Source organism: Mesobacillus subterraneus, assembly GCF_000934845.1.
Taxonomy (GTDB): domain Bacteria; phylum Bacillota; class Bacilli; order Bacillales; family Cytobacillaceae; genus Mesobacillus; species Mesobacillus stamsii.
In genome coordinates, this window is the sequence record NZ_JXIQ01000015.1 from 1 (window position 1) to 24,791 (window position 24,791).

Genomic DNA, 24,791 nt, shown 5'->3' on the forward strand with positions numbered 1-24,791 from the left:
TAAAAACCCGTGGCCGTAATCATTAGAGAAGAGTTGAATGTCAGTGCTCTTTATCATACCGCAATCAGCATGTACCTATGTTGTTTTAACACAAATGTCTCACGCTTCAACCAGCTGATTTGCACAAATTATCCGATGAGCTTTTCATGTTGCGTAATGGCTTCGTTCATGATAATCCGTTTTGATGTGAAATTCATTATAGCTTCGTATTCATCCTATTGTTTGGCCATTTTTTCTTAGGGTGCCAACTGATAAAGATCAAAGTGGGATGCTAACGGGTTATTAATAATATAGGTTAATTTGCTAGCGTGGGATGTACATATTGCTTCCTTTCTAGATTAATTTTGAAGCAAAAACTAGATCCTGTAAATCGCTGGCTCTAATCCTTTAAACCTCTCTCGCAAGCATAACAACCCTTATCCCGATCCATCTTTGTTTGATAGGTCGAATGGATGGTGGGTACTCCATCTGGATAGACTTTCCTTAATAGTTTGCCAAGTATTCCGTTTTAATTGCCGTAGCTGGTGCAGTCGTACTGGCTGCCTGTTGTAGTAGTTGCTGGTTGGCTAGTTGTTGTTGTACTTTTAGCGGCTGCTTTTGTGTCTGGGTCGCCTTTGGTTGCTCTTTTTGTTCCAAATCCCCATAATCCGTTTCCTGATTCGCGTGCTTCTCTGGCAAACTTTACGAAGTAGTCGCTGTATTTTACATCAGGTGGGAAGGTGGATGGTACTGCAAATCCACTGAGAACAAGATGGGCATTAAACATGTTAGAGCGGATTTCGCACTCGTTCCTGTCATCCGTTGGGATTGACAGCCAGATGATGCGAAGCTGTCGGCCGTAACGGTCGGTGTCCCTGACGTCTGGTTGCATCCAGATTTTTTTGCCTTTGAGTTTATAAGTGGTATAGTCGCTTGCTTCTTTTCCAAATGGCTCTTTTCTTGTCGTTGATTCGGGTGTATTTACACCAACAAGGCGGACTTTGCGGCCTTTGTTGGTTACGATTGTATCTCCATCAACGACTCGAACAACGATGGCTTCCTCTAGACCTAGTTCGGCATTTCGGGATTCTTCTTTTACTTTTGCCTCAGCCTTTCGCTTTGCTTCTTCCTCTGCTTTCGGCTTAGCTTGTGCCTCTAATTTCGCTTTTTGTTGTTCTGCCTCTTTAGCCATTTTCTCGGCTGTTTCTTTTTCTTCTGTCTCTGTTTCCATTTTCTCGTTTTTCATTTTATCAGCATCTTTCTAGGCCTGCTGCTCTGATTTTGACTCTAAAATGGCTTTTTCAGGAACAGGATCCACAAATTTAATGACCAATACATTGGTGGTTACGGCACCAATGGTTCTTTTTTTCGAGACCTAAAATCCCATCTCTAAAAGCTCCCCAAAATAAACCTCTTGGAACTTCTTGTTCAGGATGCCGGTGAAATAGGCGAGTGGATTCTTCACCTTCACTGTTGATTTAAGTTTGCGTACGAGCTGTTTGAAGGAATCCAGGGAGAGAGCTAGAACGGTGTCTGTTTCGTTCTCCTGGTTGTTTTTATAGGCAGAGATCGTTGTCATTCTCCAGAATTCCTCGATTGTTTTGGCTGCAGGGAAGAAGCATTGTACCAGTTCAACGAATGGCTTTGGAATTCGATCGCTGACGAATTCATGATCTTCTGGTGGTTGGATCAGGCTGCCTTCTGGTTTCTTTTCATCAAGATTGTGGAATTGGCTATTTTCCCCTGAGGCCGTTTCTTCACGTTTATTATTCTTTATAGTTTTAGTTTCAGAAAGATTAATAGTTTTATTAGGGTGGTTCAATTTTTCCTTCTTCAGTGGTTCATTATTGGGAAAACGGTTGAATACATACAAATTGCTGGATTGTGAACCGTTCTTACGTGATGTTTCGTGTACCGTGAAGATTCCCAGATTTCTTGCTTTGATGATCATTCTTTTAAAAGTGGAACGGGAAATGCCGAGCTCGTGGTACTCTTCATGGATGGCTTTCAGCATCGTGCCGATTTTTGCGTTGCTGACGCCTGGGACCTTGGCAGCAAACCGTGACAGTCTCTTCAATCCTACTAACTCTCCCTTTGTAAAATCACGTTTGTGCCAAGCCATCCACATCTCCAAATGGTGGTTGAATTCCTCCAGCGAACTGAATTGTCCATACCCTTCAAAACCTTCAATGACCCCTGATTTAATCGTCATTTTTTTGCACCGCCCTTTCACTGTCTATATACAGAGGGGCAGGAAAAGGGGACAGGGTGGTTAGCGGATTATTGTGTCTGTTTTGTGACGGTTATCCAGTTGGAAAATGGTCATACAGTGTTCTGCTTCGGACACAAAGTTTTCTCCAGTTTCATAATTCAATGTACCGAGGAGCTTGGCACCCCGGTGCGGTCCATAAGTAGTAATCTGTATTTGTTTTCCTTTCAGGAACTTCTGCTTATACCCTTTTAGATGGAGGTGGATAACTTGGTACCGTTCGAACATGCGCCTATCGTTGCTTTCCTTCATGGCTTCCATAACTAGAAGAGCATCCGAGTGAGCAGCTGTAATTGATTTCATCCTCCCAATCTAGGTTTTTCTATTTGCAATTATATAGAACTGCCACAGAAATAATTTATTCCGATTGAAAGAGTAAAAGAATCCACTGAAAAAATGCACTCTTTATTTAAACATTTACGTTCTTTTTAGAGATGTGTTCTAGTTCTTTTGGTCTTCATATTTTCATTAATAACAACAAAACGAAATAGTTTCCTCCAATTTTCCTTCAAACTAATACTGAGAAAAAAGGGGAATATGCAGGTAAATCCGAGTTAAAAACAGAATACTTAAAATATAAAGAATTCTTGTGAATTATAAATCATACAGTTTCTATATTGTATAAAAAAGGAGCAATCACCTTGTCTTTATATATCACGGTTGAGGATCTTTTACAGAGAAAGTACTTTGAGAATATAGAAGTTGTTGCTGGGCATGAGGGTCTGAGCCGTATTGTTAAATGGGTCCATGTGATGGATGTGACGAAAATCAAAAACCTTTTAAATGGGAGTGAATTGATTTTGTCTACCGGGCTTGCATGGAAAGAGGACAAAAATTTATTTTTTTCTGTTGTTGAACAGTTAATTGAATCCCAGGCTGCTGCTCTTTGTTTTGAGATTGGTACTTACACTTCAATTTTGCCGCAGGAAATTATTGATCTCGCAAATGAACATCATTTCCCAATTATCCTTTTTAAACAAGAAGTTCCTTTCGTCAAGATCACCCAAGACATCCACACCCTCCTAATCAACCACCAGTACCAGATGATATCTGACCTGGAAGGATATTCTCAAAAGCTAAACAAGAAGTTATTAACGATTGAAAATCATCAAGAAATCCTCACTTTCATCCAACAGTTTTTAAATGTTCAAGTAGCCATCCTTTTTCATCCTTCTGATATTCAGTTTATTCCAAATGTCGATGCCAACGAGAGGAATGAACTTATACCATTCATAAACAACCTTGTACCAGACCATCTATCAACATCAATAGCAAGCGTACCAATCCAACTGCTTGGCGACAATAAAGCAGAGCTATTCCTCCTTTCGAAAGTCAGGGGTATTACTGATTTTGACCGGCTAATTCTGGATCGGACGGCAACTGCTCTTGCACAGTTTCTCTTGCGAAAGCATTATTTCGAAGAGAAGCGGCGGAACGAGGAAACGGATTTCCTGAATAACTGGCTGGAGGGAGAATGCAGTGAAGATGCTATTCAAGATTACATAGCCTATCATTCACCGCAAGTTGTTGGGAAAGGAGGATTTGTCTGCTTGTGCAGGCTAGAGACACTTGATTCATTTTCAAATCTTGATTTAACCTATTTTAAACTTTATGCAAGAACAATCTTTGAACAGCATGGATTTACTTTTTATTCGATAGAGAGGAAAGGTTTGTTAGTATTTATTTTCTTAAATATGAGAAGCACAGCCAATTGGAAGAAGAGGATGACAGAGGGAATACAGAAATTGTTGCAAAGTGATCTTAAAATTGGCGAATACAAGTTCCGACATATGCTTGCGATTGGGAAATACGTTCAGGAACTGAAAAACATCGGAATGAGTTATAAAACAGCTGCCGAGACTCTAAGAATCCAAACACGCTGGAGTGAGCAAGAATCCTATTATTTCTATGATGACCTGCATATATACAGGCTCATATCCAAGCTGAACGAGCATTTAGAGTTAAAGGAAATTGTGATGGAGTATCTAGAACCAGTGATTGAATACGACAAAAAGTATAATGCGAAGCTGATGGATACCTTGAAAATCTATTTAGCATGTAATGGATCAAAGCAAGAGACAGCTAAACAGCTATATGTTGTTAGACAGACACTTTATCATCGGCTTGATAAATTGGAAAATCTGCTTGGTGAGGACTTCATGCGTCATGAAAAACGGCTGGCGATTGAGTTCATGATTTATTCTTATGACTATTTGATTTCATCCAGGCAGGTAAAAAAGTCTGGTCAAGAATCACTATAGCCTGAAGAAAAGCAAGATTTTTTTCAAAATGTAAAAAAAACTCCGTTAGATTTTTTACATAGTGTCTAATGAAACTTTGTAACAAATACAAGATAATTTATATAATATTAATTTTAAAAATTCAGAAAAAAGGAGGCCGCCAACCAATGAATATAACCAAAGGAACCGCTGTATTAAAGAACTATATAAACGGTGATTGGGTAGATGCCCAGTCCAATGAAACTCTTGAGGTCCTTAATCCAGCTACTAATGAAGTATTAGCGAGGGTTCCAATTTCTTCTGCGGCAGATGTTGACTTTGCTGTAAGTGCTGCCAAAACCGCGTTTGAAACTTGGAAAAACACTCCGGTGCCGAAAAGGGCACGAATTCTCTATAAGTATCATCACCTGCTGACTGAGAATCACGAAAAGCTGGCAAGGTTGATTGTCAAGGAAAATGGCAAGGCCTATAAGGAAGCTTATGGGGAAGTGCAACGTGGCATTGAGTGTGTAGAGTTTGCCGTTGGGGCACCAACGCTGATGATGGGGGAAAGCTTATCCAATATAGCGGAGGAGATTGACTCTGAAATGTTCAGGTATCCTCTTGGTGTAGTCGGCGGAATTACTCCTTTCAACTTTCCGATGATGGTTCCTCTCTGGATGTTCCCTTTGGCCATCGCCTGTGGAAATACTTTCGTATTGAAACCTTCCGAAAGAACACCACTTTTGGCGAATGAACTTGTGTCACTGTTTTCAGAAGCGGGTGCTCCAAAAGGCGTATTTAACATTGTTCACGGAGCACATGATGTGGTGAATGGTCTTCTTGACCACGAAGATGTGAAAGCCATTTCCTTTGTAGGTTCCCAGCCGGTTGCTAAGTATGTGTATGAAAGAGCATCAGCCAATGGAAAGCGGGTTCAAGCACTTTCGGGGGCTAAGAACCACCATATTGTCATGCCTGATGCGGATGTGGCAAAGGCAGTAACCAATATCCTCAGTTCCGCCTATGGAAGTGCTGGGCAGCGATGCATGGCGTGCAGTGCCGTAGTCGTTGTAGGTGACAGAGAAGAATTTGTACAGGCATTAAAACAAAAGGCTAGCGATCTGGTGATTGGAAATGGTTTGGATGATGAGGTCCTGCTTACTCCATTGATTAGAAAATCACATCGCGAGAAGGTATTGGGATATATCGAAAAGGGAGTAGAAGAAGGAGCTTCACTGCTTCTGGATGGACGAAGTGCGATGGACGAATTAAAGGAAGGTACATTCCTTGGTCCAACAATATTTGATCATGTGGAGCCAGACATGACGATTGCCAGAGAGGAGATTTTCGCACCGGTCTTGAGTGTCCTTCGTGCTGAGAATCTGGATGAGGCGCTGGAATACCTTCGTAAATCCCGTTTTGGCAATGGGGCGACGATCTATTCGAAGGATGCAAAAGCAATCCGGCAGTTTAGGGAAGATGCTGACGCAGGAATGCTTGGAGTCAATGTTGGCGTTCCAGCCACGATGGCTTTCTTTCCATTCTCCGGCTGGAAGGATTCCTTCTATGGTGATCTCCATGTGAATGGCAAGGATGGTGTGAACTTCTATACTCGCAAAAAAATGATTACTACTCGTTTTGATTATTAAATTTAGCCACAAAACCGAAAGCGTAGGAGGAAGGCGGGCATGACAAAGACAAAACAAGCAGAGGATTTTCTTGCAAAGGACCGGGATTATGTCTGGCATTCAATGAAGCCATATAACCCCGACAACACCCTAATAGCAGAGAAAGCAGAAGGTTCATGGGTGACGGACCATAACGGTAAAAGATATCTTGATGCCATGGCGGGGCTGTGGTGTGTGAATGTTGGTTATGGAAGGAAAGAACTAGCCGATGCAGCTTATGAACAATTAAGGGAAATGGCCTATTTTCCTCTTAGTCAGAGTCATATTCCGGCGATTAAACTGGCTGAAAAGCTGAATGATTTACTGGGAGATGATTATGTTTTCTTTTTTTCCAACAGTGGGTCTGAGGCAAATGAAACGGCCTTTAAACTGGTAAGGCAGTATCATCAGCAAAATGGTGAGCACAACAGGTACAAATTCATTTCTCGCTACAGGGCTTATCATGGTAATTCGATGGGCTCATTAGCGGCTACGGGGCAAGCGCAGCGCAAAATTAAATATGAGCCATTGGCACCTGGATTCCTACATGTCGCTCCGCCAGATCTATATCGTGGCGCAGATCAAGAAGACACCGAAGCAGTAAACCTCCAGTCAGTACAGGACATCGACCGGGTGATGACATGGGAGCTTGGCGAGACGATTGCAGGAGTGATTATGGAACCGATCATTACTGGAGGCGGGGTCATCGTTCCACCAGAGCAGTATATGAAAGGTGTGAAAGAGGTTTGTGAAAAGCATGGTGCCTTGCTGATCGTGGATGAAGTGATTTGCGGATTTGGCAGGACTGGGATGCCATTTGGTTTCATGAATTACGGTGTTAAACCAGACATCATCACAATGGCAAAAGGTATTACTAGCGCATACCTTCCGCTTTCCGCAACAGCGGTCCGGAAAGAAATCTACGAAACTTTTAAAGGATCTGAGGATTATGATTATTTCCGCCATGTGAATACGTTTGGCGGTAATCCCGCTGCCTGTGCTCTCGCTTTGAAGAACATTGAAATCATGGAAAATGAAAAATTGTTCGATCGTTCAAGGGAGTTAGGTAATTATTTAAAACAAAGTCTTTATGACAGGCTGATGGATCATGCTTTTGTAGGAGATGTGAGAGGGAAAGGGCTGCTGATTGGTATTGAACTAGTCAGTGATAAGACATCGAAAGAACCTCTTCATACAAATCTTGTCAACAAAGTGATGAATGGATGTAAAGAAAGAGGATTGATAATTGGAAAGAATGGGGCGACTGTTGCGGGATACAACAATGTATTAACTTTGTCACCGCCACTCAATATTGAGATGGAAGACCTGGATTTTATTATTCAGACACTCACGGAAGAATTACAGAAAATACAGTAAAACAACCACCGGAGACACTCGTAATTTCATATTGGGATTACGAGTGTTTTGTCAAAACTTAAAGAACTGAGGAATTTTTTAGGACATGGCTGACACTCCGCTTTGACTGAAAGGATTTTAAAAATAGGAGGAGGGGAAAGATGAAACTGCAAACTTTTACGATCAACAAACAGCGTTTGGAGCAGCGTATTGATGAGTTAGCAGAGATAGGCAAAATTGGGGATACTGGTGTCTGCCGATTGACCTTATCGAAAGAGGACAGGGAAGGAGTAGAGAAGGTAAAGAACTGGATGGAAGAAGCTGGTCTTACAACAAGAATAGACGATTTTGGCAATCTGATAGGGAGGCTTGAGGGCAAAGACCCCGATGCTCCAATATTGATGATTGGTTCCCATATTGATTCCCAGCCATATGGAGGCAGGTTTGATGGTGTCATCGGGGTGCTGGGCGGGTTAGAAGTCGCGCAAACTTTGAAGGAGCAAAATATTTTACCGCGAATGCCAATTGAGGTTGTGGCGTTTAGCGATGAGGAGGGCTGCCGCTTTAATAAAGGATTATTTGGAGTCCGGGGAATCCTTGGGCAGCTTGAAGAAGGCGAATTAGAGAGAAAAGACAAAGATGGTGTGACCCGGCGCGAGGCATTGAAGGAATTTGGCTTTGACCCTGATCGATTAAAAGAATCCGAATATGAAGAGGGAAGCATCGCTGGCTTCCTGGAAATGCATATTGAGCAGGGACCGATCCTGGAAAAGAATGATCTCCCGGTTGGTATTGTCACCGGAATTTCTGGACCATTATGGCTGACAATTGAGTTAGAAGGCTTTGCAGGTCATGCAGGCTCTGTGCCAATGGCGATGAGGCAGGATGCACTGGTGGGAGCAGCAAAAATTATCGTGGCACTAAATGAGCTGGCTGGTGAAGATCCTGATGCTCCAACAGTCGGAACTGTGGGAAGCATGAGTATTTTCCCCGATTCTCGTAATATAATCCCTGAAAAAGTTACCTTCACTGTGGATTTAAGAGATATTGATATTAATAAAAGACATCGGATCGAAGAGAGATTATATGAGCGTATTGCCGAAATAACAAATCAACACGGTCTGACTTACAGAATTCATGAGGACACGAATAGTGAGCCAAGGTACTGTTCTGAGGAAATAATGAATTTGATGAGAGAGGAAAGCAAAAATATTGGACTGGATACCATCGAATTAATGAGCGGCCCATTCCATGACTCTCTTGCTATGTCCTATGTGTGCGATTATGGGATGATCTTCGTTCGCTGCAAGGATGGAATCAGCCATAATCCTAAAGAGTTTTCATCCATTGAAGATATTTCATTAGGTGCTGAATTGCTTTATCGAACGACCGTTAGGATGGCAGAGTAAGGATTACCGATAACCTAAGAGGAGTTGATAAAAGATGAGCAAATCTAAATTTAACACAATCTATATCGCTGTTGGGCTGATACCATTTTTAATGCTCGTGTTTCCGTTTTTCGAGATTGCGAATCGTGCAACCCCGATTATATTTGGTTTACCCTTTTCATTTTTCTGGGTGATCTTGTGGATTGTCATTACGTTTGTAACACTTGTAATACTGTATCGTTTAGACCCAGACCAGGATGAGGAGGAGGATGTTTAATGCCAGGATGGCAGATTGCTCTTATTATGATGATTCTGTACCTTGTGATCGCTCTCTTTGTAGGTGTCATGGCAGGTAGAGGAAGAGATAGCAGCTCGCTGGATGAATTTGCGGTAGCAGGCGGGAAGCTAGGATTGTTTGTAATGTGGTTCTTGATGGGAGGAGCTGTCTTCAGCGCATTCTCGTTTTTAGGAGCACCCGGATGGGCGTATTCAAAAGGGGCTCCGGCCTTATATATTATTACGTACACTGCGTTTGCGATTCTCCCATGGTACATCATCGGGCCAAAAATAGGGAAAATCGGCAGGAAATATCGTCTTTATACAGTGGCAGGGTTTTTAAAGGGAAGATTCAACAGCCCTGTATTGGCTATACTTGTTGGATTGATCGCGTTATTTGCTTCCATTCAATATTTAGCTACTCAAATGTCAGGGATGGCCATTATTTTTAACACCTTGACCGAAGGCAGGATTCCGTTCTGGCTTGGTGCTCTTCTGTCGTATGGAATCGTTGTTGTATATGTAGCAACAGGTGGTCTGCGGGCAGCTGCCTGGTCTGATGTATTCCAAGGTATATTGATGATCCTGATTTCTTGGATTGTAGGCTTGACCATCGTTTATCAATTACATGGCGGAACAACTGAAATGTTCGAGTCAATTGCGAGAGAGACACCTGAATTCCTTCAAATAGGGAAAGAAGGTTCTTCAATGGGTACCGTTGCTTACACAACTACCATTCTAGTATCGGTAATTGGATTTCTGATGTGGCCGCATTTATTTTCTAAGTCATATGCATCCAATTCAAGGACAATTAAAAAGACTGTACTAGCATACCCAATTTTCGCCTTGTTTTTAGTGCCACTTTTACTTGTTGGCTTTGCTGCTAAAGGGGTAGTTGATTCAGGACAACTAGAAAGCGCTGATCAAGTTTTACCTTATTTGATTACAACGGTTATGAATTTGCCTGGATGGCTGTATGGCCTTGTCGGAGCTGGTGCGCTTGCTGCGGCTATGTCAACCGCCGATGCGATTACTCATAGTGCTTCTTTGGAGGTAACGGATGGAGTGATCAAATCCATTTGGAAGGACCTCTCAGACAAGACAACACTTCTAATCATGCGTGTTGGCGTTTTCGTTATCGGTGCCTTAGCTTATTATATTACTGTTTTCGGCGGGCAGGGATTGGTCGCCTTGTTATTAGGTGCTTATGGTTCCATTGTCCAGTTTGCTCCAGGAGTGTACAGTGCACTATTTTGGCGAAGAGCAACAACCCATGGGGTTATCTCAGGATTAGTTGTAGGAACAATCGTCAATTACTATTTCCAACTGGTTGCTACTTCTACTCCATTTGGTATCCATGCGGGAATTCTAGGCTTAGTTTCTAATATTGTCATAATGGTAACCGTTAGTTACGTAACAAGAGCACAAACCGAAGATGAAGTTAATCGTTATGTCGATGTAGCATAAAAAAATAGATTCGCCAGACAAGATTTTGAAATATGTGTCTCGATTTTTCCATTTGAAAGGAGAGGCTTATGAAAGCAGATTATATTTTTAAAAATGGTGAAGTTATTACAATAGATAGTCAAAATCGCATTGCAGAAGCTGTGGCAGTTAAAGGAAATAAGATTATCGCTGTTGGTATGACGGAGGAAATGGAAGATTTTAGATCAGTAAACACCACTACTATCGATTTGGAAGGTAAAACGCTTATGCCGGGTATCAATGATGCCCATATCCATTTGACGATCTATGGAACGAATTTATTAGGAGTCAGTTGTATAGAGCCGCATATTCAATCGTTGGAGGATTTGTTTATAGATCTTCGAAAAAAAGTTCAAGAGACACCCAAAGGGCAATGGGTAAGAGCATGGGGGTTCAAGGAATCCAATCTTAAAGAAAATCGTTTTCCAACTAGGGAAGAGCTTGATGAAATTTCAAAGGACCATCCGATTGTTATTATCAGAACTTGCAACCACACATCGTATGTCAACAGTAAGGCTCTAGAAATCGCGAAGATTGATGAGAATACTCCTGATCCCGAAGGAGGAATAATCGAAAAAAATAAAGATGGCAGTCTCACTGGACGGATGATCGAAAATGCCCATATGCAGGTTTTTCAATATGCAAGTTATAGCAATGAAGAAATACGGAAAGGGATGCAGCTGGCTTCGGATGAATTTATCAAAGCAGGCATTACGAGTATCCATGATGCAGGAGGGTATGGCGATGGTGCCGAGATCATCCGAATCATGCAGCAGGCAATCAATGGAGGAGAAGTTAAGGTAAGGGTATATGCGATGATCGGTTCGCTGACCAATTCTCACGAGTTTGTTGAAAAGATGGTTCACGCTGGGCCAATTACAGGACTTGGGAATGAGTATTTTAAAATCGGTCCAGCCAAGTTGTTTACAGATGGAAGCAGCGTCGGCCCCACTATAGCCACAAGAGAGGGGTATACTCATAATCCTGATGACAGAGGGATTATTTATTATAGCCAGGATGAGCTCAATCGGATTTTAGGTCAGGCACACGAGAAAGGTTTCCAGCTTACAGCACATGCACAGGGTGACCGGGCGATTGAAATGCTTTTGGATTGTTATGAATTAGCGCTGACAAAACATCCCCGAGAAGATCATCGGCACCGGATTGAACATGCGGGTATATCATCCCCTGATTTACAGGAGAGGATAAAGAAGCTTGGTGTAGTTGTAACACCAAACCCTGTATTTATGTATGCAAATGGCGACAAGTATCTTGAATATTACGGAGAGCGTGTAGAGGTAATGTATGCTGCAAGAGATTTCATCGACAAAGAAATCGTAGCAGCATTTGGGTCTGATGCGCCTGTCACCTATCTTGATCCACTTCTCGGAATACATGCTGCAATTAACAGGGAGTCGGTTGAAGGTCAACACGTTGGCAAGAATCAGAGCATTGAAATATTGGAAGCGTTAAGGGCATATACATGGAATGGTGCATATGCCAGCTTCGAGGAGAACATTAAAGGCAGTATTGAGCCAGGTAAACTAGCAGACTTAGTCGTTTTGAACTCCAGTATTTTAAAAGAAGAGAAAAAAAGAATAAAAGACATGAAAGTCGAACTGACAATGGTGGATGGGGAAATTTTGTACTCCTCAAATAAGAGTTCGTTTTATGAAATAAAAGAAGTTTATTCAAACTAAAATTCATGCTATATTTCCCCCTTACAGTATGAAACAAAAAAGGCAGGTCCTACGTGGAATTAGGTGTCCAGTAATTTATACAAAATAAAGAGAAGAGCTTCTACAATCATCAATTGTATTTGAAGTGGAAAAATTTATGATAAATTTCGTTAATAGTCTAACCATCGTAAAAATTTAGAGAGGTGGTTCAAGATGGCAAGAGAAGTACAATTTGATGATGAAAATGTAATTTTAAAACTAAGTGGTGTAAATGCTATTTCCGCTTTGAAATTAAACTTGAAAATGCCATTTGAGACAATCAAAAGTGTATATGTTGATAGTTTTGATGCTCCCCGGTGGATGCTTCGGATGCCTGGGACTTCTATCTCCGCTCTGAATATTTTTGAAGGTAGCTTTAAATATGCTAATAAGTGGTACTTTCTCTCATACGAAAAGAAGGTGCCTTTGGTAATAATCGAACTGGATGGTCACGAAAGGTATGATTATGTGATTTTTGAAATAGATAAGCCTACAAATATTGCTTTTGAAATCCGTAAACATCTCCTGGCTAGTGACTGATTTTTGGATAATACCAAAAATCAGTCTTTTTCCACTTTAAGATTCCAACTAAACTCCAAAAAGAGTCATGGTTGAAAGTGGCGGGAGTGTGGGAATGCTATTAGGAATATTAATAACCTGATTCCTTCCTGAACAGGAGTGAATCAGGTTATTTCCTATCCCATTTTACTATGAGTAGCAGGGCCAGTCACCGAATAAAATACCGTCCTAAAAGATTGCCAACTAGGAAAACTGGGATCATCACCAAACTAATTGGGAGACTGGTGAAAAAGAAAGGCCAGTCTAGATGTCCTGATTCGGCTAAAAGATAATAGGTTAGGAGGCTGTAAGGGATTAGGAGGATTAGGGACGTTATGATCCCGGGTGTGTAGGCCTTGAACATAATGCTTTGAATGATGTGCATGGATGCCTGGAAAACAAATAAATGAAGTATGGCTGTAAACAAAAGAAAGCCCCATATGTCTGAAAAGTGGGCGGTTGTTATGGCAGTGAATGTGATGATTAGTAAAATCCAGGTAGCTGAAACAGCAAGCTGGGCAGCGGTTGAACCTAGCTTTTTTCTCATTGTTAATGTCATCTCGACGAAGGGAGTCTTCGGATTTCTGTTCTTGCTTGTCGCCATCGATGATTCAATGGTGATGATTTCTTCTAAGTCATGGAAAATAAAAATGATCGGAAATAGCCAGATTAATGTGTTCAGATCGATAAAATGGTGGGGCTCCGCTAACATCTTTTGTCTACCTCCTTTATTCACCAGTTAGCAGCTGGCCGTCAGTCAATTTTTGATAATGAGCCAGAGCTAACAATGGAAAAACATATTCATAACAATGATAATTGATATAAAAAGACCCTGCCATACCTCTGCCTTTTGGGTAGGTTGACGTCCAATCTTTTTCCTTCCGATCCACTAAAAAAGCGACTCCGTTTTCCATTTCAGATGTAACGGTAGTTGCAGCTGAGATGAGGGTGTCAAGTGCCCATGCGGTGTGCGTGCGGGTACTGTCACCAAGTGGTACATACTGATTTTGAATATCGCTGTTACAGGATTCTCCCCATCCGCCGTCTGGATTCTGAATTTTCCGCAGCCAAGTCAGTGCCTTTTGAATGGCTGGATGCTTCGGAGAAATTCCGACTGCAATCATCCCCGTCACGGCCGCCCATGTGCCATAAATATATACGCCCCAACGTCCCAGCCAAGAACCATCTGTCTGTTGTTGCTGCAGCAGCCAGCGAACCCCAGCTTTGATCATTGGCTGGTGAAAATCTAGATTTGTAAAGTTACCGAAGAACTCTAAAGTTCTCCCCGTTAAGTCCACCGTGGACGGATCAATCAGTAAATCTTGTCCACCTTCAACCGGGAACAAGTTCAACACCTTTTTATCCACATTTTTTTCGAATGCCGCCCAGCCTCCGTCCTTGTTTTGCATGGAAATGAGCCAGTTTACTCCACGATCCCATGCCTGTCGGTAATCTACTTGCTCTGTCGCCAAAGTACGAATCGCCCTCAGTGCGGCTGTTGTGTCATCTATATCCGGGTGGAATGTGTTCAAGTCGGCAAACCCCCAGCCTCCTGGCAATACCGTTGATTCATGAATGGCCCAATCTCCGTATTTAAGCTGCTGGCGCGAGAGAATGTATTGATTTGCCTTTTGGACAGGGCTGGAGGAATAGGCGAAACCAGATTCTTGCAGGACATAACTAATTAAGGTCGTATTCCAAACTGTTGCCGTTGTGTATTGGCAGTGAAGTTTGTCATCCATCCGGGTGGTCATTGCTTTTAAACCTTGCACTGCACGGGTAATCACTGGATGGGTAGAGTGATAGCCTCTTGCCAATAAGGCAAAAATCATAAGGGTGGTCGTGCTGAAATAATTTAAATACGTACCGTCTGACTCGATACGGTCCAGCATATATTTTTCGGCCCGATATAATGCCAATTCGCGAAGATTCCCATGAGATTTCAACCCGTTAATCCCTTGTTTCACCCATTTCGTAAGCGAGCGGAGCTCCTCATCTTGTTCCTCTGTAAATAAGCGAACTTCTCTGTTTTGAAATAAATCGGAGAGATCGGGTGATTGGGCTGTTCTTTTACGAAAATTTGTATTAGCGAGAATTAAAAAAGGGATAATGTTGGCTCGACCGTATACGGAAAGGTCAAAAAGATTGATCGGAAAGGTATCCGGGATCAGCATTACCTCAATATTAATTGGGAAATGCGGCCATTCACACTGTCCTGTTAGCGCCAACATGATTTTCAAAAACTGGTGGACTTCCCCAGCCCCTCCATTGGCTAAAATAAATCGCCTGGCTGCTTGAATATCCTTGTCTTTTCGATCTCGATACCCAGAATAAAGAAGGGCATAGTAAGCTTCCACAGTGGATGTCAGATTTCCGTTTTTCTGATCATGAAACAGCTTCCATGACCCATCCTCCTGTTGTTCTCCAGCTATCCTTTCCACCAACTCTTTTATGAACGCTTCATCCTCTATCTCTAATGTCCGTAATAAGATAATCATACTGCAATCCGTTGCGATCCCGGTCTCAAATGGATAACGCCAGGCACCATCCTTTGATTGGTCCCGGATTAACTGCTTCACGATTCTATTCATTTCCTTATTTACCCGATGATTCATTTAATCCGTCCTCTCCCAAATATTCATCTTTGTATTCATATTCCTTGTGCAAAATGAATATGCATTCCTTTGATAGGAATAACTGATCCACTAAAAATGAATTCATATGAAGGATGATGCCGTTTTTGCTGAACTCTTTCTCAGATATTAAAAAAGACTTAAAGAACAAGGCAAACAAGAAGACTTCTGGGGAACTCCCCTGTTTATCACAAAAAGATAAAAGTAGAATCCAAGTGATAAAAGAACAGACGAGACAACTCAACCAAAACAATAGCACGCGGACGCAAGCGTACTTTGATTTTTACCATCAGCATCCTGAAATACACTGGGCATTGCTTGGACATATGGTTTCCCGTAACGTTGGATGGAATATGACCGATTTAAAAGGGGAGCTGTTAACAAAGCTTTTGCCTGAACGAGAGCAGGAAGATTTTTTTGCATTTTTGGAACGAGGTAGTTGGTTGATTTTTCAGGATGTATTTCCCCAATTTTTGATTTATGACTTGAGTGTCAAGGTCAAGAAAGAAATGTTTTACCTTTTGCGCTATTTTGGTATTTCTACCTTTATGGAGACGATGTGGGATTATTTTTGGAATAGTGGCGACAAAACTAGCTTAGCGATTGCAATGGTGATTAATGAACAAAACTACTTGGAAAAAAGATTGATTCAAAATCAGCATTATCAAAAAATCGTTACAGGAACGGTCAGCTTTAAAATGTATGATTTTTTGAACCTTAATAACACTATTTTTCCTTATGCAGCTGGGAATGACACGGAGAAAGCATCCCTTGCTGGCGCAGCCTTACGGTATTTCACTTCGCTTCACGAGAGAATTTTATTCGGAAAAAAATTGTATTCGCTGCTTTTTCAGCAGGAAAAGATTTTGTCAGGAGTTTTGAAATGGGCCGATGAGCACCCACACACGGGCTCGCGAAAAGATTATTGGCCAGATGTATTTAATGATGTAAACGAATCTTTTCCTCGCTCCCTTTATAAGCGGCGCGTCAAAAATTGCGAGTTAAGGAAAGGTGCCGAGCGGCTGTACAGCCCGTCTTTAAAATACGCCTGGCCGAATATTCCTCAAGAAGAGGCAGAGAACGGGGATTGGTTTGAGGATTGGCGTGTACTGGATTATTTTCAAAGAAAGGATCATTGTGATGGAGATATTTTTCATCATTACTGCAAAACCATTGAAAAAATAGAACTGGCGGTTATGACGAAGGAAGCGATTCTTTTGCGGGAAGATGAACAAAGCTTATGAGAAGAGTCTGGGTGAGATTAGTAGGATTCATTCGCTGGGAAAAAACTTTTAGTCATTTCGTCTCAAATTGACACTTTTTTCGACAAAAATTGTGTATAATATATACCAACGGAAAATTAAATACATAAAGATTTGGTGTTTTCTAAACGCATTTCTAGTTTAGAGACTTAATAGGGAAGGTTGGTGAAATTCCAACGCGGTCCCGCCACTGTAACTGGGAGCTTCAAGCATGTTGCCACTGTACTTTTTGTATGGGAAGGCGCTTGATTTGCAATGACCAGAAGCCAGGAGACCTGCCAGATTCTTTGCTTCACAACCTACGAGGATAGGAGGTGTTTGAGAACGATTCTGTCTTAATAGACAAACCGGCACAAACATCTCCATGGAATAATGGGGGTGTTTTTTTAGGTTTATAGACGGTTTTTTAAAAAAAATTGGTACTTTAAAAGATAATTTGGAGGAATGAAGGATGAAAAAGTGGAACGCGTTCCTATTTGCTTTATTGCTGTTGATTGGGTCGCTAGCTGGATGTGGCAGCGACAATGCGGATAAGACGAAACAAGAAAACACAAACACTGCAGAAACAGCCCCGCAGGCAGAAGTGACTTTCCCTGTAGTGATCACAGACGGAACAGGACAAGATGTAACAATAGAATCAAAACCGGAAAAAATTGTTTCCCTGATTCCAAGCAATACAGAAATTGCATACGGGTTGGGTCTGGAGGAACAGATTGTTGGAGTTTCTGATTTTGATAATTTCCCTGAACAAGTGGCGGAGAAAGAGAAAGTTGGCGGCATGGAGTTTAATGTCGAGAAAATCATTTCTTTGAAGCCTGATTTGGTTCTTGCCCATGCTTCAAGTGCCCATACATCGGAAGCTGGATTGCAGCAGCTTAGAGATGCGGGCATTACCGTACTTGTCGTGAATGATGCGACAACTTTCGATCAAGTATATGAATCGATCAGCATGCTGGGAACAGCATCCGGCCAAAAGGAAAAAGCGGATGCGATGATTGCGGACATGAAGAATAAAACGGAAGAGATTCAAACAAAAGCACAAGCAATAAAAGAGGAAGATCGCAAGTCAGTATTTGTAGAAGTATCTCCGGCGCCGGAGGTTTATGCAGCTGGGAAAAATACATTCATTGATGAAATGCTGCAGATCATAAATGCAGAGAATACCGTTACCGAAGAGGGATGGCCTAAGCTGGATTCAGAGACAATTATAAAAAGAAATCCAGATGTGATTATTACCACCCACGGTTACTATACACCTGAGCCAGTTAAAAATGTAACAAGCCGCAAAGGCTGGGAGAATATTACCGCGGTCAAAGAAAATCGCGTAGTTGATGTACATTCAGACAAGGTGACGCGAACAGGGCCGAGACTGACAGAAGGGTTAGAAGAGCTTGCAAAAGCGGTTTACCCAGATGTTTTTAACTAAAAAGTTGAGCCCTTTTTCACATTTAAAGGAGGCTGTGCCAGAAATGGTATTGCTTCCTACAAATGGCTCAGACGAGGCAGCAGCAGTGGAAATAGGCTCAAGCCATCTTGAAGTGACAGGAGATTTCATTGTCTTGAAATCTCCTATTCCATTAAGAACTATTTCTTCGGGAGTTGTTGGCGCGGGAACGGGCTGGTACAGCAGCTTCGTGAACCGCCATGTGAACAAGGATTATAATTGCAGGGACCATCGGGAAGAAATGAGCCAATATTTGAAGAAACAGGGAATAGAGCCGAAGGAAACGGTGGGGATGATGACTGCCGTGAGGACAGAAGATGTATGTTATAAGCAATATCAAGAAGAAGGGTTTTCAGTGTTTTTCGTTATAACAGCAGGTGTGGGAAATGCGGTGGATGCCTCGAGAAGCAGGGAGTATTATTCCAATGACTCATCACCTGGAACGATCAATACCTGGATTTACATAAGCGGTGAACTGACCGAAGAAGCGTTCATCCAAAGTATTATCACAGCAACAGAAGCAAAAACAAAGGCGCTGCATGATTTGGAGATAAGGGACTCCTTGTCAGGGACCGTGGCAACAGGTACTTCAACTGACAGCATTCTCATCGCCTCTTCCCAGCGTGGGCAAAAGCTGGAATATGCCGGCACGATAACTCCTCTTGGACAAATCATTGGCAAAGGTGTCTATGAATGTACAGTCGAAGCAATTAGGAGCAGCCAGAAAAGGGGGAAGAAGTGATCGTCCATCATCTTATCGCCGTAACATTTGCTGTCCTCCTTGATTGGTTTGTGGGGGATCCGCCGGACTGGCCGCATCCGGTGAAATGGATGGGCACACTTATTTACAAATTGGACCGCATAATGAATAGGGGCAGCGGCAAAAAGGCAAAAGGCACGGCAATGGTGATCGTTGTTCTGCTGATTGTAGGGGGCATTGCCATCTTGGTTACTTCCATTTTTTACTACATCCATCCAGCAGCGGGCATTTTCATGGAAGCGATGCTGATTTCTACCGCGATTGCCCAAAAAAGTCTCAAGGAAGCTAGTCTATCGGTTTATGATCCACTTGTTACTAACAATCTTGAAGAGGCAAGAGAAAAGCTTTCTTGGATTGTTGGCCGCGATACAGAACGGCTTGATGAGCCAGAAATAGTCCGAGCGGCCGTTGAAACGGTTGCTGAAAACACGAGCGATGGCATTACTGCTCCGCTTTTCTGGGCGGCCATTGGAGGAGCCCCGTTTGCGCTTATATACCGGGCAATCAATACTTGTGATTCGATGGTTGGTTATAAAAACGAGAAGTATCTTGAATTTGGCTGGGCATCGGCAAAACTGGATGATTTGGTGAACTGGCTACCAAGCCGGTTAACTTCTCTTTGTATGATCATAATGAACCGCCCGATGTACACTACTAGAATGTCTGCCTGGAAAATGGTTAGGCGCGACGCCAGAAAGCACCCAAGTCCGAACAGCGGTTGGGGAGAGGCCGCTGTGGCTGCGATCATGGGGATCCAGCTTGGAGGCATCAATTATTATAAAGGGATCGTATCGAAACGCGCCACGATGGGCGAAGAACTTGTCCCTCTTGAGAAAAATCATATGGTAGCAGCAAACAAAATTGTAACAGCGACTGTTCCGCTCTTTTTAGCAGTGCTGTGGCTTGGGGGAATTGTCTTTGAAGTGGCCATCTCATGGTGCCAATCCACATTATTTATATGAAGAAATGAACCTGACCATTCCAAAGGAAAAGCTGGATTTCAGCGCCAATATAAATCCACTGGGACCACCTCCTTTGGTAAAAGAAAATTGGGGCGAACTCCTAGAATCGGTTCATGAGTATCCCGACCCAAACGGGACATTTTTAAAAAGAAAGCTAGCCGATCGCGAAGGATTGCAGGAAAATCAGGTGCTTCTCGGAAATGGAGCCGCTGAAATTATTTCCCTGATTGGCCGGATGCTTGCAGGGAAACAGGTGGTGATTGTCCAGCCTGCTTTTTCAGAATACGAAGAAGCATGCAGGGGGAATGGCTGCCAAATTGAGTATCACCAGCTGCCAGCTGACGGGGCCTGGATCGAGGACAATGTAAGTGACAAGCTCCAGAAAGCAGCTGCCTTATTTCTATGCAATCCTAATAATCCAACAGGTGCCTACTATCCTAAATCGATCATTCTTCATTTGCTAGAGGAGTGCACAAGGCTGCATTGCTTGCTAATTGTCGATGAGGCATTTTTCGACTTCCTCGAAGAATATGAATCTATTTCCCCTTACATACATGAATATCGGAATCTGCTCCTCATTCGATCGATGACGAAAATGTTTGCGATCCCTGGATTAAGGCTTGGCTATTTGCTTGCAGATCAAGAAGTCATTAGCAAGCTTGCAGCGATCCAACCCCATTGGAGTACAAATGCGATTGCATTGAAAGCAGGGGAATGGTGTCTCGATAGTGAATCTTATATAAAAGAAACGATTGCCTTAATCAAACAGGAAAGAGAACGTCTTTTCCGTTTTTATCAAAACCGAAACTTGACCGTGTCTCCGTCCCAGATAAATTTTTATCTGCTAACGGACTCGTCTCTTAATGACCAGTATCCGTTCTTGAAATTTCTGCTGGAAAGAGGAATCATACCGAGACATACCGTAAACTTTCCTGGACTTGATGGAGCATGGCTGAGATTTGCGATTAAGAAACCTGCGGAGAACGACAAATTGATGGAGGCGGTGGATGAATGGCTGGGGAGTCGTCTTTAATTTTTATCACTGGTGGTGTCCGCAGTGGCAAAAGCCGCTTTGCTGAAAATTTAGCAGGAGTATGGCAAGCGAAATATTCTGGGCAGCTGCATTATGTTGCCGCAGGGCAGCCGAGCGATCAGGAAATGAAAGAAAGAATTCTGCGCCATCAACGGGACCGTGAACTCAGCGGGCTGCACTGGAGAACATGGGAGATTCCAAGAAATCTTTCTCAGCTTTCTATCGTTCTCACAAAAAATGATATTGTCCTGCTGGATTGCCTGACCACGCTGTTAAACAATGAATTCTTCCATACAGATTGGCAGCAAGAACAGGTTGAGGTCCCAAAAAGGATTGAAACAAAAATCATAAATGATCTGAAGCAAGTGGCTCAGCAAACAAGAGCCCTCATCGTTGTCAGCAATGAAGTCCTCGGGGCAGCAATACCGGATGAAGCGATGGTATTTACCTATGCTAGGATACTAGGCAAGCTTCATCAAGCTATTGTAAAAGAAGCGGATTTTGCCTATTTGGTGGAAGCTGGTGTGCCGATGAGGAGGAAGGGAGAGGTTTCTCCATGAAGGGAATTATCGTATTAGGCACAGCTTCGGATGTTGGGAAAAGCCTGATTGTGACTGCAATTTGCCGGGCCTATGCAAATGAGGGTGTTAAAGTAGCACCATTCAAATCGCAAAACATGTCCAACAACTCGTATGTGACTGCTGATGGAAAAGAAATCGGCAGAGCCCAGGGGATTCAGGCAGAGGCAGCAAGGACCGAGGCGACGGTCTGGATGAATCCGATTCTGCTAAAGCCAAGGTCCGACCAGAATGCGGAAGTGGTCTTATTTGGGAAAGCAGTCGATACATTGTCGGGAAAGGCTTATCGGGACGTTTTTTACGAACAGGGACTGAAGGCAATTTCTTCCGCTTTCGAAAAACTTCAAGAGGAATTTGAAATGATTGTAATGGAGGGTGCGGGCAGCCCGGTTGAAATCAATTTGAAGGACCGGGAGCTGGTCAACATGAAGGTGGCAGAAATTGCCGATGTACCGGCTGTTCTGGTCGCAGATATTGACAGGGGTGGCGTATTCGCCAGCATTATCGGCACATTAGAACTAATGTCTCCAGAGGAAAAAAAGCGGGTCAAAGGTCTTATCATCAATAAATTCCGCGGTGACATCTCCTTATTTGAACAAGGGATTGACTGGCTGGAATCCAGAACAGGGATTCCTGTACTTGGTGTACTCCCATTTCTCGAAAACCATATGATGGATGGCGAAGACTCTTTATCGATCCCCGCATCTACTTACAAAACCGGACTAGATATTGCCGTTTTCAAGCCTCCATACATTTCGAACTACAGTGATGTTGAGCCTTTCTATCATGAGCAGGACGTGTCAGTCCGCTGGGTCCATTCACTTCGCGAGATCGGCGAACCGGACGCTGTGCTCCTGCCTGGCACAAAAAGCACGATCAAGGACCTTCAATATTTTAAAAAGGAAGGAATCGACAGTTGGCTTCGTGATTATGCTGCGAATGGAGGATTTATAGCTGGGATTTGCGGTGGCTACCAAATGCTTGGCGAGAAGCTGCTTGACCCGCTCGGAAGCGATACCGGTGCAGCCTGCTCGGAGGAAGAAGGACTGGGAATCATTCCAGCTGTCACTACCTTTTCAATGGAGAAAACCACTGTGCGAACAGAAGGGAAACTCCATAGGCGCATTGGAACGGATCTTACTGTCCAGGGGTTCGAAATTCATCTTGGCGATACGGAAATTGGTTGCTGTCAGCCATTCCTGCTGCTGAAGAATGGCAGTGAAGAAGGTTTTTACGGAAAGGACGGCCGGATCATTGGGACCTATCTGCATCATATCTTTCACAATGATGATTGGAGAAATCACTGGCTGAATTCCATTCGAACGGCGAAGGGACTTCCTGAGCAAAAACCCGTTTATATCAGCAGGCTCAAGGACCAGAAGTATGATGAACTGGCCGAGCATTTAAAAAAACATCTACACTGGGAAAAGCTGAAGGAAATTTCTGATCATTGGAGAAATAGCCATGAGTTGGTTTAAGGGATTTCTGATCAATCTCCAGTTCTTCTCGACGATACCCATTCCACTTAGCTTACCAATGGACAAAAAGCATCTGGAAAGAGCGATTCAAACATTCCCGATACTTGGGATAGTGCAAGGCGCCATTTACGCTGGTCTTCTTTATAGCTTGATGGAGTGGACCCCGTTTTCACCACTAGCAGCTGCGTTTGTCCTGTGGCTTGCAACTATCCTCTTAACCGGAGGAATCCATTTGGATGGCTGGATTGATTCAAGTGATGCGTTTTTCTCTTACCGGGATCAGCAAAAGCGACTAGAAATTATGAAGGATCCAAGGACCGGGGCGTTTGGGGTTTTGTCCGTTATTGTGCTGTTGAGTGCGAGATTTTTCTTCCTTTACGAAATTATCAACATGATAGGAGATGCTACCTATCTGCTAGCACTTGCTATTCCGTTTCTAAGCAGAACAGTAATGGGAGTGTTGCTCGTTTCAGTCAAGCCAGCAAAAAAGGAAGGGCTCGGCGCATTGTTTAAAGAGTCTTCTTCACAGAAAACCGTATGGATTTATCCAGTTTATCTCCTTGGATTTGTAGTGCTGTTGCTTTTTAATGGTCTGTATAGTAGTCTGGCAAGCTATCTCCTTGTTGCTATTCTCATTGTCCTGTTCCTTAAGCAGAAGATCGTGGAATGGTTTGGAGGATTGACTGGGGATTCACTCGGCGCAAGTGTCGAATTAACGGAGGTTTTACTGTGGATGACACTGTGGCTATTGCATTATTTCGCCATGGGATGACGGCGGAAAATAAACGGCGGGCATATGTAGGGTGGACGGATTCCCCTTTGATGCCGGGACAGGTTTTCTCCGAGATTCCTGAAAATTTTGATAGGGTTTATACAAGTGATCTTGGGAGATGCAGGCAAACTGCGAATCTCCTGTTTCCGAAAAAAACAGCGGAAGTTTTGCCAGAACTTCGGGAAATGAGTTTTGGAGATTGGGAAGGAAAAACATACGAACAGCTAAAGCACGACACCATCTATCAAAAGTGGCTTGATAACCCTTTCAGCATTTCTCCTCCAAATGGGGAATCCTTTTCTGCCTTTACCCGGCGCGTACAGAAAGGCTGGGCAGAAATGACTACGAATATGCTGGAACAACGGGTAAGAACATCTGCACTTGTCACACATGGCGGTGTGATTCGTTATTTATTGAGTTCGTATTCGCCAGAACAGAAAGATTTTTGGGAATGGAGCATTCCGTATGGACGAGGTTATCAACTAACTTGCAGCAGCGAGAGATTAAGGAGGGGCGAACGGTGCATTTCGTTACAGGAGGTTCCTTTAATGGGAAAGCAAAATGGGTCAGGGAGCAATATCAGCTAGCGGAGCGAGAAAGTTCTTGGATCTCAGCTTACCAAGGCGATGAAATTCCAGTACTGAATGGCAAACAAATCATCGTTTTGGAAGGCATTGAATGGTGGATCCGCCAAATAAATCAAACCATTCCTGCTGACGAATGCCGGGAAAAATGGCAGTCACTTGTTCGGGAATGGTTGAAGTGGGAAAGTATGGACCAACAGCGGAAACTGGTGCTGATCGGGAGTGATATTTCGAAAGGAATCGTTCCAATGGCTGCCGAAGATCGATGGTGGCGCGATACTACAGGATGGGTTTACCAGGATCTTGTATCAGCGGCAGAGAGGGTTGACGTAATCTGGTACGGAATCAGTCAAAAACTAAAATAAAG

At 43.0% G+C, this 24,791-nt stretch carries 23 protein-coding genes and 1 riboswitch; of the genes, 18 read left to right on the top strand and 5 right to left on the bottom strand.

The window, feature by feature from the left end; translation table 11 throughout:
- Positions 1-508: 508 nt before the first annotated feature.
- From UB32_RS18905 to UB32_RS01960, 3 genes are all read right to left on the bottom strand, one after another.
- The gene (locus tag UB32_RS18905; protein ID WP_241768405.1) at positions 509-1,225 is read right to left on the bottom strand and encodes a thermonuclease family protein; all 717 of its coding nucleotides are present in this window, start codon (positions 1,223-1,225) and stop codon (positions 509-511) included.
- A gap of 129 nt (positions 1,226-1,354) precedes the next feature.
- On the bottom strand, positions 1,355-2,191 hold the full coding sequence (locus UB32_RS01955) for a hypothetical protein (RefSeq protein WP_044390764.1): 837 nt from the start codon (positions 2,189-2,191) through the stop codon (positions 1,355-1,357).
- Between the two features lie 60 nt (positions 2,192-2,251).
- The gene (locus UB32_RS01960; protein ID WP_044390766.1) at positions 2,252-2,551 is read right to left on the bottom strand and encodes a hypothetical protein; all 300 of its coding nucleotides are present in this window, start codon (positions 2,549-2,551) and stop codon (positions 2,252-2,254) included.
- A gap of 338 nt (positions 2,552-2,889) precedes the next feature.
- On the opposite strand from UB32_RS01960, the gene UB32_RS01965 reads away from it, so the two are divergent.
- The 8 genes from UB32_RS01965 to UB32_RS02000 all read left to right on the top strand — a co-directional run bounded on the left by UB32_RS01965 (position 2,890) and on the right by UB32_RS02000 (position 12,900).
- Positions 2,890-4,509: a PucR family transcriptional regulator gene (locus UB32_RS01965; RefSeq protein WP_044390767.1), complete on the top strand. Its 1,620-nt coding sequence runs from the start codon at positions 2,890-2,892 to the stop codon at positions 4,507-4,509.
- Positions 4,510-4,655: 146 nt separating this feature from the next.
- Complete coding sequence (locus UB32_RS01970; RefSeq protein ID WP_044390769.1) at positions 4,656-6,119, top strand: CoA-acylating methylmalonate-semialdehyde dehydrogenase; 1,464 nt, start codon at positions 4,656-4,658, stop codon at positions 6,117-6,119.
- Positions 6,120-6,158: 39 nt separating this feature from the next.
- Positions 6,159-7,514 (top strand): aspartate aminotransferase family protein, encoded by a 1,356-nt coding sequence (locus UB32_RS01975; RefSeq protein ID WP_044390771.1) that lies wholly within the window; start codon positions 6,159-6,161, stop codon positions 7,512-7,514.
- A 140-nt stretch (positions 7,515-7,654) separates the two neighbouring features.
- Positions 7,655-8,902 (top strand): M20 family metallo-hydrolase, encoded by a 1,248-nt coding sequence (locus tag UB32_RS01980; protein ID WP_044390773.1) that lies wholly within the window; start codon positions 7,655-7,657, stop codon positions 8,900-8,902.
- A gap of 34 nt (positions 8,903-8,936) precedes the next feature.
- Complete coding sequence (locus UB32_RS01985) at positions 8,937-9,158, top strand: DUF3311 domain-containing protein (RefSeq protein WP_044390775.1); 222 nt, start codon at positions 8,937-8,939, stop codon at positions 9,156-9,158.
- Positions 9,158-10,624 carry a sodium:solute symporter family protein gene (locus tag UB32_RS01990; RefSeq protein WP_044390777.1) on the top strand — a complete coding sequence of 489 codons (1,467 nt, stop codon included), beginning with the start codon at positions 9,158-9,160 and terminating at the stop codon, positions 10,622-10,624. The genes UB32_RS01985 and UB32_RS01990 overlap by 1 nt, the downstream gene beginning before the upstream one ends.
- Before the next feature lie 68 nt (positions 10,625-10,692).
- Positions 10,693-12,342, top strand: coding sequence for an amidohydrolase (locus tag UB32_RS01995; RefSeq protein ID WP_044390778.1), 1,650 nt, complete (start codon positions 10,693-10,695; stop codon positions 12,340-12,342).
- Between the two features lie 192 nt (positions 12,343-12,534).
- Positions 12,535-12,900, top strand: a complete 366-nt coding sequence (locus UB32_RS02000; protein ID WP_044390779.1) for a hypothetical protein — start codon at positions 12,535-12,537, stop codon at positions 12,898-12,900.
- A gap of 187 nt (positions 12,901-13,087) precedes the next feature.
- Here UB32_RS02000 and UB32_RS02005 read toward each other — a convergent pair whose 3' ends face one another.
- Together UB32_RS02005 and shc are read right to left on the bottom strand one after the other, a co-directional pair.
- Positions 13,088-13,630, bottom strand: a complete 543-nt coding sequence (locus UB32_RS02005; RefSeq protein WP_044390780.1) for an HXXEE domain-containing protein — start codon at positions 13,628-13,630, stop codon at positions 13,088-13,090.
- A gap of 16 nt (positions 13,631-13,646) precedes the next feature.
- The gene (gene shc, locus UB32_RS02010; protein WP_044390781.1) at positions 13,647-15,533 is read right to left on the bottom strand and encodes a squalene--hopene cyclase; all 1,887 of its coding nucleotides are present in this window, start codon (positions 15,531-15,533) and stop codon (positions 13,647-13,649) included.
- Between the two features lie 116 nt (positions 15,534-15,649).
- Between shc and UB32_RS02015 the strand changes: the two genes are divergently transcribed.
- The 10 genes from UB32_RS02015 to UB32_RS02060 all read left to right on the top strand — a co-directional run bounded on the left by UB32_RS02015 (position 15,650) and on the right by UB32_RS02060 (position 24,789).
- Positions 15,650-16,795 carry a DUF2515 family protein gene (locus tag UB32_RS02015; protein WP_044390783.1) on the top strand — a complete coding sequence of 382 codons (1,146 nt, stop codon included), beginning with the start codon at positions 15,650-15,652 and terminating at the stop codon, positions 16,793-16,795.
- 116 nt (positions 16,796-16,911) lie between these two features.
- Positions 16,912-17,110: riboswitch (cobalamin riboswitch) on the top strand.
- Between the two features lie 154 nt (positions 17,111-17,264).
- Complete coding sequence (locus UB32_RS02020; protein ID WP_044390784.1) at positions 17,265-18,239, top strand: ABC transporter substrate-binding protein; 975 nt, start codon at positions 17,265-17,267, stop codon at positions 18,237-18,239.
- Positions 18,240-18,282: 43 nt separating this feature from the next.
- On the top strand, positions 18,283-18,999 hold the full coding sequence (locus tag UB32_RS02025) for an adenosylcobinamide amidohydrolase (RefSeq protein WP_241768407.1): 717 nt from the start codon (positions 18,283-18,285) through the stop codon (positions 18,997-18,999).
- A complete protein-coding gene (gene cbiB / locus UB32_RS02030; protein ID WP_044390786.1) occupies positions 18,996-19,979 on the top strand; it encodes an adenosylcobinamide-phosphate synthase CbiB in 984 nt (327 codons plus the stop codon). The genes UB32_RS02025 and cbiB overlap by 4 nt, the downstream gene beginning before the upstream one ends.
- Positions 19,936-21,012, top strand: coding sequence for a threonine-phosphate decarboxylase CobD (gene cobD / locus UB32_RS02035; protein WP_044390788.1), 1,077 nt, complete (start codon positions 19,936-19,938; stop codon positions 21,010-21,012). Before cbiB ends, cobD begins: the two co-directional genes overlap by 44 nt.
- Positions 20,991-21,572 (top strand): bifunctional adenosylcobinamide kinase/adenosylcobinamide-phosphate guanylyltransferase, encoded by a 582-nt coding sequence (locus UB32_RS02040; protein ID WP_044390790.1) that lies wholly within the window; start codon positions 20,991-20,993, stop codon positions 21,570-21,572. The genes cobD and UB32_RS02040 overlap by 22 nt, the downstream gene beginning before the upstream one ends.
- Positions 21,569-23,068, top strand: coding sequence for a cobyric acid synthase (locus tag UB32_RS02045; protein WP_044390792.1), 1,500 nt, complete (start codon positions 21,569-21,571; stop codon positions 23,066-23,068). The genes UB32_RS02040 and UB32_RS02045 overlap by 4 nt, the downstream gene beginning before the upstream one ends.
- The gene (gene cobS / locus UB32_RS02050; protein WP_044390794.1) at positions 23,055-23,840 is read left to right on the top strand and encodes an adenosylcobinamide-GDP ribazoletransferase; all 786 of its coding nucleotides are present in this window, start codon (positions 23,055-23,057) and stop codon (positions 23,838-23,840) included. The genes UB32_RS02045 and cobS overlap by 14 nt, the downstream gene beginning before the upstream one ends.
- Positions 23,798-24,427 carry a histidine phosphatase family protein gene (locus UB32_RS02055; protein ID WP_044390797.1) on the top strand — a complete coding sequence of 210 codons (630 nt, stop codon included), beginning with the start codon at positions 23,798-23,800 and terminating at the stop codon, positions 24,425-24,427. Before cobS ends, UB32_RS02055 begins: the two co-directional genes overlap by 43 nt.
- Positions 24,361-24,789 (top strand): bifunctional adenosylcobinamide kinase/adenosylcobinamide-phosphate guanylyltransferase, encoded by a 429-nt coding sequence (locus UB32_RS02060; protein WP_044390799.1) that lies wholly within the window; start codon positions 24,361-24,363, stop codon positions 24,787-24,789. Before UB32_RS02055 ends, UB32_RS02060 begins: the two co-directional genes overlap by 67 nt.
- The last annotated feature ends 2 nt before the right edge of the window (positions 24,790-24,791 follow it).

What these genes read in the sequence shown, in the direction of transcription:
- UB32_RS18905 (WP_241768405.1), bottom strand. Translation starts at nt 1,225, where the DNA reads ATGAAAAACGAGAAAATGGAAACAGAGACAGAAGAAAAAGAAACAGCC.
- UB32_RS01955 (WP_044390764.1), bottom strand. Translation starts at nt 2,191, where the DNA reads ATGACGATTAAATCAGGGGTCATTGAAGGTTTTGAAGGGTATGGACAA.
- UB32_RS01960 (WP_044390766.1), bottom strand. Translation starts at nt 2,551, where the DNA reads ATGAAATCAATTACAGCTGCTCACTCGGATGCTCTTCTAGTTATGGAA.
- UB32_RS01970 (WP_044390769.1), top strand. Translation starts at nt 4,656, where the DNA reads ATGAATATAACCAAAGGAACCGCTGTATTAAAGAACTATATAAACGGT.
- UB32_RS01975 (WP_044390771.1), top strand. Translation starts at nt 6,159, where the DNA reads ATGACAAAGACAAAACAAGCAGAGGATTTTCTTGCAAAGGACCGGGAT.
- UB32_RS01980 (WP_044390773.1), top strand. Translation starts at nt 7,655, where the DNA reads ATGAAACTGCAAACTTTTACGATCAACAAACAGCGTTTGGAGCAGCGT.
- UB32_RS01985 (WP_044390775.1), top strand. Translation starts at nt 8,937, where the DNA reads ATGAGCAAATCTAAATTTAACACAATCTATATCGCTGTTGGGCTGATA.
- UB32_RS01990 (WP_044390777.1), top strand. Translation starts at nt 9,158, where the DNA reads ATGCCAGGATGGCAGATTGCTCTTATTATGATGATTCTGTACCTTGTG.
- UB32_RS01995 (WP_044390778.1), top strand. Translation starts at nt 10,693, where the DNA reads ATGAAAGCAGATTATATTTTTAAAAATGGTGAAGTTATTACAATAGAT.
- UB32_RS02000 (WP_044390779.1), top strand. Translation starts at nt 12,535, where the DNA reads ATGGCAAGAGAAGTACAATTTGATGATGAAAATGTAATTTTAAAACTA.
- UB32_RS02005 (WP_044390780.1), bottom strand. Translation starts at nt 13,630, where the DNA reads ATGTTAGCGGAGCCCCACCATTTTATCGATCTGAACACATTAATCTGG.
- shc (WP_044390781.1), bottom strand. Translation starts at nt 15,533, where the DNA reads ATGAATCATCGGGTAAATAAGGAAATGAATAGAATCGTGAAGCAGTTA.
- UB32_RS02015 (WP_044390783.1), top strand. Translation starts at nt 15,650, where the DNA reads ATGCCGTTTTTGCTGAACTCTTTCTCAGATATTAAAAAAGACTTAAAG.
- UB32_RS02020 (WP_044390784.1), top strand. Translation starts at nt 17,265, where the DNA reads ATGAAAAAGTGGAACGCGTTCCTATTTGCTTTATTGCTGTTGATTGGG.
- UB32_RS02025 (WP_241768407.1), top strand. Translation starts at nt 18,283, where the DNA reads ATGGTATTGCTTCCTACAAATGGCTCAGACGAGGCAGCAGCAGTGGAA.
- UB32_RS02040 (WP_044390790.1), top strand. Translation starts at nt 20,991, where the DNA reads ATGGCTGGGGAGTCGTCTTTAATTTTTATCACTGGTGGTGTCCGCAGT.
- UB32_RS02045 (WP_044390792.1), top strand. Translation starts at nt 21,569, where the DNA reads ATGAAGGGAATTATCGTATTAGGCACAGCTTCGGATGTTGGGAAAAGC.
- cobS (WP_044390794.1), top strand. Translation starts at nt 23,055, where the DNA reads ATGAGTTGGTTTAAGGGATTTCTGATCAATCTCCAGTTCTTCTCGACG.